The organism is Microbulbifer variabilis, from assembly GCF_020524905.1.
In the GTDB taxonomy this organism is placed as follows: Bacteria; Pseudomonadota; Gammaproteobacteria; order Pseudomonadales; family Cellvibrionaceae; genus Microbulbifer; species Microbulbifer variabilis_A.
Window position 1 is genome coordinate 172090 of record NZ_JAIVKI010000006.1, and the last position, 18036, is coordinate 190125.

The window sequence follows — 18036 nt, forward strand, 5'->3', positions numbered from 1 at the left end:
TTGTGCCTTAAAGAAGTTCCGCCATCTTCTTCATTAAGATGGCGGATGCGTTTTCGGTAAACTGCTGCCCCTCTTCAATATATTCCCATACCGTGGCATCGCTTTTCCAACCGCCTTGCTTCTTAATAAGCTCGAAGCCCACCTTTTCCCGAGCCGCAGATGTGGACAGGCCACGGCGAAAACTGTGGCTACTCAGTTCACCGACAAAGTCGAAACCGCAGGCGGCACCCAGGTTCTTAAGTAAGTCATTGACTGCGGCGGGATTAAGTTGCCTATCTTGAACTGTATCCCAACGATTCACAGCCCGGAATACGGGTCCGCTTTCAATGTTTCCAACCTTGAGCCAGGTTTGAAGCGCTGTTGCGGGGCAAGCCATAGGTGTACCAAAGGGCAGGGCACGCATCATACCTTCACCACTTTGGTCTGTTTTTGATTTGGGGAGCCTAACGATTACGCCCTCATCCTCCCAGATCAGGTTTTCCACCTGAATAGCTACCAGCTCGCTTCTCCGGAAAGCACCAAAGAACCCAACCAAGATAAGTGCAAGATCGCGGGCGCTTTTCTTGCTTGAAAATTGATTGCGCAAATGTCGAGTCATAGTGGCAATGTGCTGAAGGCCGAGCGCCTTCGATTTTTGCTTGGGCTTGCCGTGGGTGCGACGAACACCGCGCATCGTTTTCTGCACTAACGGATCTGTTATGGGATTTAGCATCCCCTGGTATTGGTGCCACTGACCGATAGCGGTGAGATGGAGATCCAGGGTGCGAGGATTGATCTCCTCTGCACGGCCCAGGATATACCGTACCAGAGTGCTGCCATCTGTAGGTAGCCGCCCGCCCCATTTTTCAAACTGACGAATCGCCGAACGGTAAGCCCTGCGGGTGTTATCGGAAGTGGCTGCGCTCAGGTACTTCTGAATGTCCTTATCGGTCAAGAGTTCGCCACTAGCGCCAAGTGTACTAGGGGGCTGTGAATTTGAGTGATTTTTGGTGAGGTGAGGTGTGTGATTTTTCATGGTGCTCGTATTGCTAGGGAAGCCCCTTCTTGTACCGGAGGTACGTTATTTAGAGCATCGTACAAGATTATAACCTTTGATAATAGTCATTATCGAAGGTTATATAGGTGTAATTCTGAGATGTAATTATTTAAAAGATTATGTAATATTACGTATTATGTAATTCGTAACGAAATTATCTTAGGCAAGGCTTATGGCACGCACCGGGGTGAGTTATCTGGATATTGTCCAAGCAGCAAAGGCGATCAAGGCCATCGGAGAGGAGCCAACCGTTGATCGTGTTCGAGCCCAGTTAGGGACAGGAAGCAAGAGCACTATTGCCCCTTTGCTCAAAAGGTGGCGAAGTGAGTCCGCAAGTGATACCGATGTGAGTGGGCTACCTAAGGATCTGGTCGACGCTTTAAAGGGGTTACATCAGAGAATTCAGGGGGCGGCAAATAAGCAAATAGAGGAAGTCCAGCAGGAGTTTCAGGCACAGGAAAAGGAAACTACCTCACAACTGGAAGAATTGAGAAATACCACCAGCCAGCAGGCTGCCAGAATTCGGGAGCTCGAACAAAAGCTCTCCGTCACAGAAGCTGAAAAGCGCAAGTTCAAGCAATCATTGGAAGAAAAACGGGCCGCTCTGGAGAAGAGTGACTATCAGAAGCAGGAGGCCATAGAGCGCATTGCTGAGCAAAAGGCGGCGATTGAGGAGATGAAACAGGAGAACAGAGACATTCGCGAGCACTTTGAACATTTCCAGCAGCGCACAGCGAACGACCGCCAGCATGAACGGGACCAATTCCGCGCTGGCTCTGAGCAGCTGAAGGCCCAGATTACTGTACTCAATGAGCAGTTAGCCCTTTCCGAACGTAGATTCAGTGAACAGGAGCTGCTTTATAAGCAAGGACAGGCATTGATTGTTGAGCTCAACCGGGAAAAACAACAGCTAAGTGAGCAGGTTGGGGTTGCTAGTACCGAAGCCGCAAACCTGAGGCAGCAAGCGAAAGTGCAGGGCGGTGAACTGAAAGACAAGCAGGCTGAGATTACCAGTTTACGTGAGCGTGTCTCACAACTTCAGAGTGAAAGCTCTGCGGCTCGAAAGGAAGTGCATCTACAACAGAGTGCCCTGGAAAAATTGGAGTTGGAATTAGCTGCAACTCAAAACCGCCTGGAGCAAGTCATGGATGAGAATCGCATTCTCATCCAAGAGAAAGCCATGATCCAAGGCCAATTTACTCAATTGGAGAGCTCATTAAAATCCTAACCTGAGAATGCACTGGGTTCGCTATACTTCTCGGTGAGGCTCCGTTTGAATGACTGATATGAGCTCTCATGTTTTCCTTGCTATTTGCCAGCAACTGGCAAGCAGCGATAGCACACGGAATCCACTACGCAAGCAATCTAACCAGCAATGGCTGCCTAAAAGATAGGCAGCTAAACTTACTGATAGGCCCCTCACTATGCGGCCAATTTCAACTACTTCAGTCACTCGCTTTTAGCCTAGCGCGCAAAGCGGGCTCGCTTACAACCAGCCTCTAAAGCTTTTTGAGTATCCCGGAGAGAAGTATTGACAGGGAACTTTAAGCAGATCATCGACAAACCGACTTTTTTTGGTGCGCTTAGCTTGCTTTTGATGGTTACCCTACCGCTCATTATTTATCCGAAACTCGGCACTAAATGGGTGCTAAATGCTAAGAACTTTGTAACGGATGATCTGGGTGTGTTTTATCTGTTGTTGGGCGTCGGGGCATTGCTTTTTATGACCTACATCATATTTAGTGATATAGGTCAAATTAAACTTGGAAAACCCGAGGAGGAGCCAGAGTTCAGCACACTCTCCTGGGCCTCAATGCTTTTCTGCACCGGTATTGGGGCCTCCATTTTATATTGGTCTATGGTGGAGTGGATTTACTATTACCAAACGCCACCATTTGAGGTAAAGGGGAACACTCCGGAAGCGGCGCGCTGGGCAATGGCGTATGGGATATTTCACTGGGGTCCAATTGCCTGGTCTATTTACCTGATTCCAGCTCTTCCTATTGCTTACTTTTATTATGTGAGGCATCGCAATGTATTAAAGATTAGCGAGGCTCTTATGCCTATTTTGGGCGAGCAGAGGGCTAAAGGGACAATAGGTAAGTTGATTGATGTGTGTTTTGTATTTGGTATGTTGGGAGGTGGGGCTACCACTCTGGGGATTGCAGCCCCCTTAATCTCGGAAGGGGCACATGAATTATTCGGTGTGCCGACAGGCATTACCACCCAGATTTTTATTTTGATGCTCTGTACCTCGATTTTTGGCTGCAGTGTATTTGCTGGATTGAAAAAGGGGATTCAAACACTCTCTAATCTCAATATGTGGCTTTCTATTATTTTGTTGACCTTTGTATTTGTTGCAGGTCCTACATTATTTATGTTGAGTGCAGGGTTGGATTCTTTGGGTAGAATGCTAAACGATATTCTTCACATGGCTACCTGGATGGAGCCTTTTGGTCGCTTTAAGCAGTTTCCACAAACTTATGTTCCTCAAGACTGGACTATCTTTTACTGGGCCTGGTGGCTGGTGTTTGCGCCAAGCGTAGGTTTGTTTATCGCTCGCATATCCCGGGGAAGAACAATAAAAGCAATGGTTGTCGGTGCAATATTTTACGGTACTTTGGGGTGTTTTCTCTTTTTCTTGATATTGGGCAACTATGGGGTTTACTTACAGTTTTCTGGTGAGTTGGATGTTGTGCAAGCGCTTAACCAGCAAGGAGTAACGGCAACTATATTCGCCATCTTAAAAACACTACCCCTTAGTAAGCTGGTTATATTCACTTTTACTCTGCTCGCGATAATTTTTACAGCCACTACATTTGACTCTATATCTTACATACTTGCGGCTGTTGTACAAAAAGAAATCGTTGAAGAGCCGGCTCGCTGGAACCGATTATTCTGGGCATTTGCACTATCTGTAATGCCCATCACTTTACTCTTCCTTGGCGGTCTGGATGCTTTGCAAACGGCAAGTATTATCGGTGGTGTTCCCTTATTGTTTGTGGCGCTATTGCTTTGTATGTCGATCGTCAAGGCAGCTCAATACGATTTGCGTTACCAGCCAAACTATGAAGAAAAGGAAATCTATATAGAGGACTTGCCAGAGGATGACCCCTGGAGCGAGGAGGGCGATTGGGGGGCGCCCAGTGACTCTATAAATGAGGAGGTTGGTGATAAAAAGACTTCTAGCAATAAGAAGCCATAAATATGGCTACATTGTATTTCTCTAAGATACTGCTTGAGACGGCCTATAGTGTAGATCCATTCAAGGCAAGCTGTGAATGCATGCTTTATTTCCCCAATCTACCTTTCTAGCTCATGCCAAACAACTTTATGGTGTATTGACCGTTTAATTTATAAATGCTCTATATTACTTGACAAGCACGATAGCTTGCACGTGTGCTTTATCGGTCTAACCACATTGAAATAAAATACCGTCCTGTTAAGATTCGGCACCAAATATAAGAAATGCATTAACTGTCGTATTCCGCCTCTATAAAAGTTTCCCCGCTATCTCACTTGTCTTTATGTCCTATGGTGACACCGCGTCCACTTTTATTTTGTCGGTCTTGCAAGTTGCTTTGGAGGAGTACATTGACTAAGAGTTTCAGAGAAGTTATCGACAAGCCGACTTTCTTCGGGTCATTGGTACTGCTTTTGCTGGTTACAGTGCCGCTGGTTGTTTTCCCCGATGTGGGTGCCGCATGGGTAAGGGTGGCAAAGGACTTCGTTACAGATAAGCTGGGAGCCTTTTATCTGCTGCTAGGGGTAGGGGCGATACTCTTTATGGTCTATATCGTATTTAGCGATATTGGCCAGATAAAACTTGGCACTTCGGAAGAAGACCCAGAGTTTTCTACGATGTCCTGGGCATCCATGTTGTTTTGCTCTGGCATTGGAGCCTCTATCCTCTACTGGTCGATGGTTGAGTGGATTTACTACTATCAAACTCCACCTTTCCAGATTGAGGGCGGTACCCCCGATGCTGCGCGCTGGGCGGTCGCCTATGGCATTTTTCACTGGGGGCCACTGGCCTGGTCAATTTACCTGATCCCCGCCTTACCGATTGCCTACTTCTACTATGTCAGAAACCACAGTGTACTGAAAATCAGTGAAGCGCTGATGCCGGTTCTGGGCGAGGAGCGTGCGAAGGGCGGTATTGGCAAGCTGGTTGATGTTCTCTTCATATTTGGCATGTTGGGAGGAGGGGCTACCACCCTTGGCATTGCTGCACCTTTGATCACCGAAGGGGCGCATGAGTTGCTCGGAGTGTCCAAGGATTTAGGCACCCAGGTAATCGTGCTGATGATTTGCACACTTATCTTTGGCTACAGTGCTTTCGTTGGGCTTAAGAATGGCATACGCGCACTCTCCAATGTCAATATGTGGTTGTCGGCAGTGCTCCTTTTATTTGTGTTTCTCGTTGGGCCTACGCTCTTTATGCTGAATACTGGCCTGGACGCACTGGGCAGGGTGTTGGATAACATCTTTCACATGGCCTCCTGGACGGAGCCCTTCGCGCAATTTGATCAGTTCCCAGAGACCCATTTCCCACAAGATTGGACCATCTTCTATTGGGCTTGGTGGTTGGTTTTCGCCCCGAGCGTCGGTCTATTTATTGCGAGGATATCCCGAGGAAGGACTATTAAGGCAATGGTAGTGGGCTCAATATTCTTCGGCACTCTGGGTTGCTTCCTTTTTTTTATGGTGCTAGGAAACTACGGAGTTTACTTACAGTTTTCGGGTGAGTTGGATGTAGTACAGGTACTCAATCAGCAGGGGGCTACTGCGGCAATTTTTGCTGTTTTGCAGACTCTGCCAGCAAGCAAACTGGTGATATTGGTTTATACGGTTCTTGCATTAATCTTTACGGCCACCACCTTTGACTCTATTTCCTATATTCTTGCCGCGGTAGTTCAGAAAGAAGTGGATGAGGAACCAGTTCGCTGGAATCGGGTATTCTGGGCATTTGCCTTGTCTATCATGCCAATAGCGCTAATGTTCCTCGGTGGATTGGATACTTTGCAAACCGCCAGTGTAATCGGTGGTGTCCCGCTGCTGATTGTGGCTCTGATGTTGTGTATTTCTATTGTGAAAGCCGCACATTATGATTTGCGTTTCCAGCCCAATTACGAAGAGAAAGAAATCTACATAGAGGATTTTCCAAAGGATGATCCCTGGAGTAAAGAGGGTGATTGGGAGCTACCAGCTCAACCTCCTCATGGGGTGTCCCACAATGATAAACCCCACATAGAGGGTGATCCGGGAAGCCACCCATCTCGCTTATAACGAGATAGGTTAAGCTGGACGATACAGAGCACCTACAATAAAAGGTGCTCTGTAGCGATCAACTCACCTTGAACTTCTTCTGAGTCGCTGGCTGGGTTGCCAGCTCAAATTCAATCTTACGCCGCTCCATATTGACTCTTGCCACGCGAATATGAATAGAGTCGCCAAGGCCGTAGCTGTTATTGCTGCGTTCACCGCACAGCTTCTGCCTGACGGCATCAAAATGATAAAAATCATTCTTCAAGGCAGAGATATGAACCAGCCCCTCAACTTGGGTATCTTCAAGCTCTACAAATAGGCCGAAGTGGGTGACGCTGCTGATGACTCCGTGAAAGGTGTCGCCGACAAAATCTTGCATATATTCACACTTCAGCCAGGCTTCTACCTCCCAGCTTGCCTTGTCGGCGCGCCGGGAGGCCATCGAACAATGCACAGCGAAATCTTGCATGATGCTATTGTCATAAGGGTAGCTTTTGGTTGAATCAAGGGCTTCTGTTTTCGTGTTACGCTGATCCATGGTTCTGCCAACACGGCTTACAATATTCAGGGCCCGGCGTAACGGGCTTTTACTTTTTGCTTGGTGGATCACCGAGCGAATCGCCCGATGTACCAGCAAGTCAGGATAGCGTCGAATTGGTGAAGTAAAGTGCGCGTAAGCGGGGTAGGCCAGGCCAAAATGACCTTGATTCTCGATGCTGTATTCTGCTTGACTAAGAGAACGTAGCATCATTGTTTGGATAATGTCGGCATCGACACGCTGGTCAATACTTTTGAGCAGGCGATTATAATGGGCGGGCGAAGGTTTGTTGCCTCCTGCTAGTTTGAGTCCTTTATTCCCAAGAAAGGCGCGCAGACTAGCTAGCTTTTTATCCCTCGGCCCGACATGCACCCTATATAGTGCCGGCATTTTGAGTTTATCTAGAAATCTTGCCGTAGCCACATTTGCGCACAACATAAGCTCTTCGATCATCCTGTGAGCATCATTGCGTGTGGCTGGTATTATTCGGTCAAGCTTGCGATCTTCCGTGAACTGAAATTGTACTTCTTGCTTATCGAAATCGATTGAGCCGCGTTTGTCTCGGGCTTTTCTCAGTACTGAGTAAAGATTATAAAGTTCGCAAATATGCGGTGTTATTGCAGCATGCTGGTCAGGTAACGTTTGGCAAGGTTTGGAGCGAGAAGAGGTTAATAATGCATTTACCTGATTGTAAGTGAGCCTTGCATGCGAGTGGATCACTCCTTCCGAGAACTTATAAGACGTCATTTTTCCCGAGGCGTTAAGTGTCATCTCGCAGACCATAACCAGCCGGTCAACATGTGGATTCAGTGAGCACAATCCATTGGAAAGGGTTTCTGGCAGCATAGGGATGACGTGGCCGGGAAAGTATACGGAAGTTCCACGCTTTTTTGCTTCCTGATCCAGTGCGCTGCCAGGATGAACATAATGGGACACATCCGCGATGGCTACAAATAATCGCCAGCCACCGTTTTTGGATTTTTCGCAATAGACAGCATCATCAAAATCACGCGCATCTTCACCATCAATGGTAACGAAGGGCAGTGACCTCAGATCTGTGCGATTGAGTTTATCCGCTTCTGTGACCTTACCCCCCATAGATTGCGCAGCCTTGGCGGCCTGCTGGGGCCAGTGATTCGGAATATCGTGGCTACGAATCGCCACCTCGATTTCCATGCCTGGGGCCGTGGCATCGCCAAGTAACTCTGTCACCCGCCCGAAGGCACTGTAACTACGACAGGGGGGATGAATGATCTCTACAAACACATATTGGCCGGCTTTCGCTCCCATCAACCGATCACCATCTACATCAATATCATGAGCTATGCGGCTATTTTCGGGTTTAATGTAATACTCCTGATTTTCAACCTGTAAGCGCCCAATAACGTGAGTAGTATTGCGCTCAAGTACTTTGATAATGGTACCTTGTTGTCGGCCACGATGGTCAATGCCACTTATGCGAGCTTGAACTCGATCACCATCAAATACAGTGAACATTTCGGTTTTGGACAAATACAAATCATCTTCGACATTATCACAAGATAAAAAACCAAAGCCGTCAGGGTGGCCGATTACAATGCCGCTGACTACGTCATCTGCTCTGACCAGGCCATAACCTTTTTGCTTGTTGAAAGTGAGCTGCCCATCGCGCTCCATTAGATGCAAGCGTCGATTTAAGGCTTTCTTCTGTTCTTTACAGGTTAGATGCAAAGCTCTGGCTAGCTCTTCCCGGTGAAGCTCATTATGGCTTTTTTCCAGCAATCTGATAATTAATGTGCGTTCGGGCGTGGAATTTCTGTATTCTGAAGAGTCTGGAGGGGTGGGTGCCGTTAATATGGCTGTTTTCATAGTTTTTCTCAGAAAACCGCCAATAACGTTCTTTGCTCTTGGTAAAGGCTTAAATGATGTGTTAATGCAGATCAGATTTCGCTCAGCAAGGTAGAATGGCGGGCATCACTCAATGGATATCGAGGACTAAAAATTGGAGGGTATACGAATTGCTCGAATACTTGTTATCGAGGTTGAGATACAATTATTTATTATCTCAACCTACGAATCACTTAGTGGTGCTATGCAACTTCTAAGAGGCCTAATTGCTTAGACGCAAATAATGTTCTCTGCCTGAGGACCCTTTTTGCCTTGAGTCACTTCAAACTCGACTGCCTGCCCTTCGGCGAGGGTTTTAAATCCGGGGCTAGAAATTGAGCTATAGTGCGCAAAAACATCTGGACCAGACTTTTGCTCGATAAAGCCGAAGCCTTTTTCTTCACTGAACCACTTAACTGTGCCGGTGCTTGTTTTAGACATAATAATATCCTGCAAATAAATAGGTGTAAGCCTTCAGGAGGCAAGAATAGCAAAAAGATAGACTTAGAGTTAAAAATCTACAGGACGAAGTATTACAGAGATGCGACGAAATGGAGAGTGTAAACAAAGGTGACTTACTTTTTAGCTGTTCCCGAATTATACGTGTTTTTGCTATTGAGTCAAGCTTTATTTGTTCAAATGTGGTTTGCCGGTGACTCAACCTCGATCCTGGTCATATTGTCTCAAATGCTTTCGAAACCTGCTCTACACAGGATTTCCTCAGAAGTGCAACGTTATCAGTAGGCCCTTTCTTCTGGAAACATTGATTAAGCTGTTTCACATACCGGCGAAATAACGCGTTTGCCTCCTCTAAAGGCAAAGCAACGAGGTGCTCAATAAACTGGCGAGAGCCGATCTGGAAGTGCATATAATCGATAGGAATATTCCAATCCCCTCCCCAAATGGCAAACCCGTGTTTGGCAAACACGGTGGCTACATCCTCAGACATCCCGACACGGAGGGGTTTGCCTACTCGATACTTCGCTCGGTTTAAGTAGCCCTCCTTGGCATCTTCTGGTACCACAATTGCTTTCGAGGACTGGTCAATATAAAGATAGGGGTTCTGTAGGGGATTAATATCAATCGCAACGCCATAGGCGTGCTCGGACCATTTACTTCCATCTGTGATTGGCCGTGAGTCAAATGCGAGAGAGTTGTTCATATCCTCTGTTTTTCGCTCTTTCTTACTGAAGTACTCAATCGGGATTGCAGATTTTATTGGAAATTGTCTCTGGTATAACTCATTGAATAGCGCTAGGACATTATCAGCTACAACATCAAGAACGATTAAAGCTCCTTTGTTTTTAGCTTCCGTTTCACTAGACCGCTCTTCTGCTAATGGGTAAAACTCGAAGACCACTTTTTTTAACCTTTCACAGCCGATAGGTGAGTCCTTAATGATGATTTTTCGATAAATCATCAAGGCACACTCATCTTCTGAGATATCATATATACCTACTTCAGATTCAGGGTGAAAATCCTCTTCCGTGACATGGTTTAAAGAGTTCTTGGTACAGGCAACAAGGCCAAAAGCAGTTAACACAATGATATAGAAATAGAACATGCTTTCCTAACCTCAAATCAATGGAGGACTCTTCCTAATTAACGGTATTCATTTGGGTGGAAGATGCGCATCCATTAGTTTAGATATACTAAGTTGTGGTGGACAATTAGGGGCGCCTCGGAAGGAGAGGATTTGTGATGTTCAATACTGTTGATTGGCACCTAACGAATTATTTGGGGTATCTTTTTAATATTTTGGCGTATTATATTTCTTTTGGTTGGATTAAGAAGTTTATACGTTCCCTCTTCTCAAAAGTAGATACTAGGCAACTACGCTTGTTGTTCGTTTTATAGGCCCTATGGGGTGGAGATATTTCTTGCGCAAGAGTTCAAGAATGCTTATTGATAAGCCCACCTTTTGGGGGGCTTTTTTGCTGTTGCTAATAACGACAGTCCCATTGATCCTGTTTCCTGATATTGGCTATCGGTGGATAGTGGCGGCAAAAGATTTTCTTGCGAACCGTTTTGGTATTTTCTATCTCTTACTAGGTATAGGGTCGATTTTTTTCATGGGTTATATCGCCTTTAGTGATATAGGCCGTATAAAACTGGGGGGCAAAAAGGAGGTACCGGAATTTACAACCGTATCTTGGGTGGCCATGCTCCTATGCTCCGGTATCGGAGCCTCAATCTTGTATTGGTCATTAGTAGAATGGATTTACTATTATCAAGAGCCACCATTTCAGATTGAAGCGAACACAACGGAAGCCGCCCGGTGGGGAGTTACCTACGGTATATTTCATTGGGGCCCCTTGGCTTGGTCCATTTATCTAATACCCGCACTTCCAATCGCCTATTACTATTATGTGAGAAAGCGCAAAGTACTGAAATTCAGCCAAGCACTTGCGCCTGTACTTGGACAGAGGAGGGCGGATGGAGCCATTGGTAAGCTTATTGATATCTCTCTGGTTTTAGGCATGCTAGGTGGTGTTGCCACCAGGTTTGGTATTGCCGCACCGCTGATTACCCAAGGTTTCCATGAGTTGTTGGGTCTCCCTATAGGGCTTGAGACGCAAATTTCGGTTCTTTTACTCTGCGCGTTGTTGTTTGGTTACAGTGCCTTTGTCGGTTTAAAGCGCGGGATCAGTGCGTTTTCAAACTTCACATTATGGCTCGCGCTGTCCTTGTTAATTTTTGTTCTTCTTGCTGGACCGACTCTGTTTATACTCGATAATGGAATGGAGATTCTGGGAAGAATGCTTCACAGTTTCTTACAAATGGCGACCTGGACTGATTCATTCTCACACTTCGAGCAATCTCCAGATTATCGCTTCCCTCAGCAGTGGACTGTATTTTACTGGGCTTGGTGGTTAGTGTTTGCGCCAAGCATCGGGCTTTTTATTGCTCGGATTTCCCGAGGTCGGACAATCAGAGAAATGATCATTGGCTCCATATTTTTCGGAACCCTTGGATGCTTTTTATTCTATATGGTGCTCGGTAATTATGGTGTTTATCTGCATTTTTCTGGAAAACTGGACTTAGTGGAAATTCTTAATAGTCAGGGTGCGAATGCGACTATCTTCGCAATACTGAAGACTCTGCCTGCAAGTCAATTGGTTGTGCTGGTATACACATTGGCGGCACTGCTATTTACAGTCATCACATTTGATTACATATCCTACATCCTTGCTGCGGTTGTACAGAAAGAAGTCGATATTGAGCCGCTGCGTTGGAATCGCATTTTTTGGGCGTTTGCCCTGGCAGTGTTGCCAGTTGCCTTGATGATACTCGGAGGGTTCGAGGCGTTGCTGGCAGCGAGCATCATTACAGCTGTCCCCTTATTGTTGGTCGCGCTTTTACTATGTCTCTCAATCGTTAAAATCGCTCGACATGATTTACAGTCATATTCGACACTAATGGAAAAAGAAATCGTTCTGGAAGGGCTATCAACTGAAGACCCATGGGATGTGAGAAAGGAAAAACCAGAATGAGAGTAAATAGCGGTGAAATTTTCGCAGAAACTGGCCGGGAGAGGGAAGGGAGATAACCTGGGAGAAGTGGATAATTAAGAATAGGGTAAGGAGTACCGAGGCCCATATTAGGCCTCGGCATATTATTTAAGCTTTACAGGTTAAAAGTGCGGGCAACCGAAAGAACGACGCGCTCGTCTGCGTTATCCCAGTCAAGATTGGTATTTTCCGCAGCAATATTGAAGTCAAAACCATTCAAAGAGGTCATATACTCTACACGGTAGTGGTTGTATGACTTCTTATCATCCCAGCTGTAATCAGCTTTATTGGTAGAGGTTGAGCGATCAACACTGAAGCGTACATTGTGACCTTCCGCTACCTCAAAAGTATGAGCCAGCATCATAATGTAGTGGCTACCGCCTTGACCAAAGTAATCCCAGCTGTACCAGCCATTGACTTCTGATTCACCGAGATCGGAGCTGTAGCCCAGTTTGGCATAGGCTTCTGGGTAGTCATAGTCTCTAGATACGTCATCATCACCATGATAGGTGTAGTAAGCAATACCAGTATCCAGGCTTACTTTGTCGGTAAGCTGCATAAACTTACCAGTGTAAAAATCCCATTCCAGGTTGGTGTCGTCTTCGCCAGCAAAGTCCACATTGGAAGCCCAGGTGCCAACATACCAGCCGTTGTCGAAACCATAATCCAAGCTAGCCTGCAGGGCAGGATCGTTCTGGGTCTGGCTTACACCATTAAAGGTGTAGTCTGTCGTCAGATTTACAGTTGAAGAAAGGTCAGCAAAAGTCTGTTGTGAAAGGGCCAGCATTGAGGCGCAGGCCAGGGCAGATAATTGCAGTTTCATAGTATTGTCCCCTTAAATTATTCGTTATCCCTGCCCGTATTCCGGGCAGGGTGTCTCACTTCCGAATTCTTAGTTCACCATCTCGATTTTTCTGAAATCGATCAGGTTTTCTTTCGGTGAGGAGTCGATTGCAGCAACCGCCCGGTAACGTTTAACCAGGATGTAGCCGAGGCAGCAGAAGAAGATGCCGATCACCAGAGCACCGATCCACTGGATTTGCAGGAAGTCCAGCTTGAACAGCAGAGTAAGAAGACTTAAGGCCACCAGGTTCAAAATGATGTATTTCATCTTGCCGAGGCGGGCTACCGTCATACCCAGGTTGTCGGTATACAGGCGAATTAGGGAGTCCAGCGAGTTGATCACAAAGGTGATGCCCACTACCACCATGGCCAGGTTATAAAAGCCGCTGGTATCCAGGCCTTGGCTGGAGTAGTAGTAGAGAACGGTGAACCACAGAGCGATGGGGATCGACGGGAAGATCAGCATCGCAGCAAGCACCTGATAAGTGCGCAGGCCGCCCACAAAGCGGGAGGTGAACTGGCCAATCATGATACTCCAGGCAAACCACCAGAACAGGTAGAACTCGTGGTAGTCATTCAGTGGCAACACGAACTGGTGAATATTGCCAAAGTAGCCACCGAGCAGAGCGAAGGTGGAGGTAAAGTCGCCAACGCTACCATTTTCGCCGGTAAAAGCGCCGACCCACATCAAGGCGATCAGACCGATAAACAACCAGGTACTGGCCAGGCTAAGAAGCCGCACATAGCGCAAGCTGGTAGAGGAGTAAACCGCAGCGGCAATCACCGCAAATACAATTAGGTAGAAACTTCCCACAATGGTTTCACCATCGCCAACTTGGGGTAAATACCAGGGCAGGTTGCTAAGCAGCAGATAAGCGGTAAATGCGCAGGTGCCGATAATCACCACATTGTTAATCAGCTTGACCAGGCCAATCTCAAAGAACTTCACTTTGGGTTCAATGACACAAAAGTAGAAGCAGGTGAGGAAGTAAAAGCCCCAGATCAAAAAAGCCCAAAACCCAAACTCAATAGCGAGTGGATTGGTGAAGCCGTATTCCGGGCTGTTGGCTAGGTCCGCGTAACCGGCAAATTCGGTTAGTGGGAACATGATCAGGCCAACATCCAGGCCTGAGGTGAAAAGAATGGCGATGAAAGTGAAAGTATGGACAGGCGTAACCCCAACCAGCTTCACGTTTCCCCAGCGAATTAAAGCAAAGATTATTGCTGTAAAAGTAAACAATATCCCCGCAGAAAGCCATAACGTCATGCTGTGTCTCCAGCTATGTTATTGGTATACCGACGCCTCCAGAAGGCTAAACTGTGCGAGATTTGAGTATCCCCGCCACGATGAAGGGGATAGTCAAATCTTGACAGGACGCCGGCGGTGATTAGCTCGCTGGCCGCATAGGGCGGCCAGGTCGCTGTGTGCTGGTAGCCGCCAGGGCTACCGATGCCTCGGAGGGCGCCAATACGGTGCGCCCTAAAATCAGGTCAGCAGCCCGCTCCGCCACCATAATGGTGGGCGCATTCAGGTTGCCGTTTGGAATGGTCGGGAAGATGGAAGAGTCCACAACTCTCAAACCCTGCAAACCGTGTACACGGGTTTGCGGGTCTACCACTGCCATTGAATCGGTGCCCATCTTGCAGGAGCAGGATGGGTGATAGGCGCTTTCGACGGACTTCCGCACGAAAGCGTCAATTTGTTCATCCGTCTGGACATCAGCACCGGGTTGAATTTCATCCCCACGGAATTCATCGAAAGCCGGCTGATTGATAATCTCACGGGTCAATCGCACGCAGGCGCGGAAGCCCTCGATATCTTCTGTTTCCTGTAAATAGTTAAACAGGATTGAGGGAGGCTGCTTGGGGTCACTGCTAACGATCTTGACCCTGCCACGACTCTTGGGCTTGTTGTGGCCGATATGTACCTGGAAGCCGTGACCATCAAAAGCCTCGCGGCCGTCGTAGCGCATTGCTGCTGGAAGGAAGTGGTATTGCAGGTCCGGCCACTCGACATTTTCCTTGGAGCGAATAAAACCGCAGGACTCGAAGTGGTTGGTAGCACCCAGGCCATCTTTCTTCAGTATCCAGCGCGAACCAATAAGGAATTTATTCCAGAGATCCAGCTTACCGTTCAGGGAGATCGGCTGCTTGCAGCGGAACTGGAAATAGAACTCCAGGTGATCCTGCAGGTTTTGGCCAACGCCGGGAAGTTCGTGTTTAAGTTCAATACCGGCATCTGCCAGTGTATTGGGATCTCCGATACCGGAGAGTTGAAGGAGGTGAGGGGAGCCGATGGGGCCTGCGCTCAGGATCACTTCCTGCCGCGCTTTGAACTCCTCAATTTTGCCTTTCCGCTCAAGCTTCACTCCAACAGCCCGTTTATCTTCCAGAATTACCTTATGCACGGTGGCATGGGTCAATACCGTTAGGTTGGGGCGCTGCATGGCCGGTTTCAAGTAAGCGTTGGCAGTAGACCAGCGCTTTCCATCTTTTACCGTCATATGCATGGGGCCGAAGCCTTCTTGCTGCTCGCCATTGTAGTCAGCAGTGTAATCGTAACCGGCTTCTTTACCGGCTTCGATAAAGGCGCTGTACAGAGGGTTCGCCATCTCGTTGCCATTATTGACTCCAAGTGGACCTTCATCGCCCCGGTATTCATCGCCTCCAAAAGCCCAGGTTTCAGAACGTTTGAAGTAGGGTAGGCAGTGGGCGTAATCCCAGCCTTCTGCACCGTGCTCGGCCCACTCATCAAAGTCCTTTGCGTGTCCGCGCACGTAAACCATACCGTTAATAGAGGAAGAGCCGCCGAGCACCTTGCCTCTAGGACAGTGCATGCTGCGGTTATCCAAATACGGCTCGGGTTCAGTCATAAACTGCCAAGCGTATTTTTTGGTATTCATGGGGATAGACAGCGCGGTGGGCATTTGGATAAAGATGCTGCGATCGCTACCGCCGGTTTCGATCAGAAGGACTTTCTTATCCTCCTGGGCAGACAGTCGGTTGGCCAGAACGCAGCCGGCAGAGCCGGCGCCAACAATAATGTAATCAAACTCACTCATGCAGAATACCGCTTAAAATGGACTTTCCAGTGGTGCCAGACCCACATACACCGCTTTCAGCTGGGTGTAGTGATTGAGGGTCGCAAGTCCATTTTCGCGGCCAATTCCAGATAATTTATATCCGCCCACGGGCATTTCTGCCGGGGAAGCACCATAAGCGTTGATCCAGCAAATGCCTGCTTGCATCTGGTGAATTACACGGTGGGCGCGGGTGATATCACGAGTAAAAACACCGGCGGCGAGGCCCAGGCGGGTGTCGTTTGCGCGACGAATGACCTCATCTTCATCGTCAAATACCAATACCGACATTACCGGGCCGAAGATCTCTTCGCGGCAGATGGTCATGTCGTCATTACAGTCGGTGAATACGGTGGGCGCTACAAAGTAACCGTTAGGCGAATTCCCTGGGGAGAGGGTGTGGCCACCGCAGAGCAGGGTCGCACCTTCTTCTTTGCCTTTATTGATGTAATCCATCACCAGCTGCTGGTGCTTGGCAGAGATCAGTGCCCCAAAGTTGGTGTCCGGGTTCATGGGGTCGCCGGCAACAATATTTTTTTCGATACGCTCTTTCAGGCGAGCGAGAAACTGATCGTGAATGCTGCGGTGTACAAATACCCGGGTGCCGTTGGTACAGATCTCCCCTTGGGTGTAGAAGTTACCCAGCATTGCCGCAGAAATTGCCTGCTCCAGGTCGGCATCTTCAAAGATAACCAGCGGGGACTTGCCACCCAGCTCCATGGTTACTTCTTTTAGGTTGGAGGCTGCGGAGGCCATTACTTTTTTACCGGTACCTACCTCACCGGTAAAGGAGACTTTGGCAATATCCGGGTGGTTGGTCAGCCAGGCACCCACGGAACCATCGCCTTGGATTACGTTGAAAACACCAGGGGGCATACCCGCTTCAATAAAGATTTCTGCCAGCTTCAAAGCGCCTTTGGGGGTTTCTTCGGAGGGCTTGAAAATCATGGCATTACCGCAGGCCAGAGCCGGGGCGGCTTTCCAGCAGGCGATCTGTAAGGGATAGTTCCAGGCACCGATGCCGGCGCAGATACCCAGGGGCTCGCGGCGGGTGTAGTAGAAATCTTCGCCAACCTGTTGTTGATTTCCTTCGATACCTGCAGCCACGCCAGCGAAAAATTCGATGGAGTCTGCCCCGGTCACCACATCGACAACACTTGCTTCTTGCCAGGGCTTGCCGGTATCAGCCACTTCGATAGCTGCCAGTTCATCGTTGCGCTCGCGCAGTATTGCTACAGCTTTCAAAAGAATACGACTGCGCTCAATTGGCGCCATCGCTGACCACTGAGAGAAACCGCGCTTGGCGCTCTCGATGGCTTCATTTAGCACCTTATCATCGGCAACTTCTACTCGGTAGCTAACTTCATTGGTTGCCGGGTTGAATACGTCAAAACACTCACCGCTTTCATTCGCCAGGGAGCGGCCATCAACAAAATTTTGTTCTTTTTCCAATGACATCTGTTGTTTCTCCATACTGCCTTAACAGAGGGTCAATAGGTTGTTTTTCAGGCGATAGCGCAGGGGAAGTAGCTTTGCTAACCACTCTTTGAACTACTGGTCATCCCTGCAATTCATCACTGCAACTGGGACTGCCCCTGTCGAAACCAAGCGACAGGTTCGGGGCTAAAGTCCATACCTAGTACATAAGTAGTAGGGTATATGACACAGAATGTAACATATTATTGTTTCGAGCTCTAATTGTTCGTATTCAATGCATTATTGTGAGAGATAAATAATGAGGTTGATTTTCTCGGAAATAGCGATGTTGCAAGAAAGTCATACACTCAAAACTGGTCAATAAAGATCAAATATCTCATTCGAACTCTATCAAAATAGCTGTTAGCCACTTGATAAGGTCTTGACTCAGAGGAAGGGTGACCCACAGTAAAAAAA

At 47.7% G+C, this 18036-nt stretch carries 12 protein-coding genes; 4 read left to right on the plus strand and 8 right to left on the minus strand.

Translation table 11 applies throughout. From position 1 onward, the window contains the following. Window positions 1-7 precede the first annotated feature (7 nt). Complete coding sequence (locus tag LC073_RS09515; RefSeq protein ID WP_226646442.1) at window positions 8-1015, minus strand: site-specific integrase; 1008 nt, start codon at window positions 1013-1015, stop codon at window positions 8-10. Between the two features lie 193 nt (window positions 1016-1208). On the opposite strand from LC073_RS09515, the gene LC073_RS09520 reads away from it, so the two are divergent. The 3 genes from LC073_RS09520 (at window position 1209) to LC073_RS09530 (ending at window position 6325) form a co-directional block, all read left to right on the plus strand. After that, window positions 1209-2264 carry a DNA-binding protein gene (locus tag LC073_RS09520; RefSeq protein ID WP_226646444.1) on the plus strand — a complete coding sequence of 352 codons (1056 nt, stop codon included), beginning with the start codon at window positions 1209-1211 and terminating at the stop codon, window positions 2262-2264. 303 nt (window positions 2265-2567) lie between these two features. Beyond that, window positions 2568-4241 (plus strand): BCCT family transporter, encoded by a 1674-nt coding sequence (locus tag LC073_RS09525; RefSeq protein WP_226646446.1) that lies wholly within the window; start codon window positions 2568-2570, stop codon window positions 4239-4241. A gap of 389 nt (window positions 4242-4630) precedes the next feature. Continuing rightward, a complete protein-coding gene (locus tag LC073_RS09530; protein WP_226646448.1) occupies window positions 4631-6325 on the plus strand; it encodes a BCCT family transporter in 1695 nt (564 codons plus the stop codon). Window positions 6326-6383: 58 nt separating this feature from the next. On the opposite strand, the gene rnr is transcribed toward LC073_RS09530, so the two are convergent. The 3 genes from rnr to LC073_RS09545 form a co-directional block, all read right to left on the minus strand. Further along, window positions 6384-8690 (minus strand): ribonuclease R, encoded by a 2307-nt coding sequence (gene rnr / locus LC073_RS09535; protein WP_226646450.1) that lies wholly within the window; start codon window positions 8688-8690, stop codon window positions 6384-6386. 249 nt (window positions 8691-8939) lie between these two features. After that, the gene (locus LC073_RS09540) at window positions 8940-9149 is read right to left on the minus strand and encodes a cold-shock protein (RefSeq protein ID WP_226646452.1); all 210 of its coding nucleotides are present in this window, start codon (window positions 9147-9149) and stop codon (window positions 8940-8942) included. 232 nt (window positions 9150-9381) lie between these two features. Beyond that, window positions 9382-10272, minus strand: a complete 891-nt coding sequence (locus tag LC073_RS09545; RefSeq protein ID WP_226646454.1) for a M15 family metallopeptidase — start codon at window positions 10270-10272, stop codon at window positions 9382-9384. 334 nt (window positions 10273-10606) lie between these two features. Here LC073_RS09545 and LC073_RS09550 point away from each other — a divergent pair, with 334 nt between their 5' ends. Continuing rightward, a complete protein-coding gene (locus LC073_RS09550; protein ID WP_226646455.1) occupies window positions 10607-12202 on the plus strand; it encodes a BCCT family transporter in 1596 nt (531 codons plus the stop codon). A 133-nt stretch (window positions 12203-12335) separates the two neighbouring features. Here the strand turns inward: LC073_RS09550 and LC073_RS09555 are convergent, their stop codons facing one another. From LC073_RS09555 to betB, 4 genes are all read right to left on the minus strand, one after another. Next, complete coding sequence (locus LC073_RS09555) at window positions 12336-13043, minus strand: TorF family putative porin (protein ID WP_226646457.1); 708 nt, start codon at window positions 13041-13043, stop codon at window positions 12336-12338. 69 nt (window positions 13044-13112) lie between these two features. Then, window positions 13113-14330, minus strand: a complete 1218-nt coding sequence (locus LC073_RS09560; RefSeq protein ID WP_226646459.1) for a BCCT family transporter — start codon at window positions 14328-14330, stop codon at window positions 13113-13115. Between the two features lie 121 nt (window positions 14331-14451). After that, window positions 14452-16125, minus strand: a complete 1674-nt coding sequence (betA, locus tag LC073_RS09565; RefSeq protein WP_226646462.1) for a choline dehydrogenase — start codon at window positions 16123-16125, stop codon at window positions 14452-14454. Window positions 16126-16137: 12 nt separating this feature from the next. After that, a complete protein-coding gene (gene betB, locus LC073_RS09570; RefSeq protein ID WP_226646464.1) occupies window positions 16138-17601 on the minus strand; it encodes a betaine-aldehyde dehydrogenase in 1464 nt (487 codons plus the stop codon). Window positions 17602-18036: the final 435 nt, after the last annotated feature.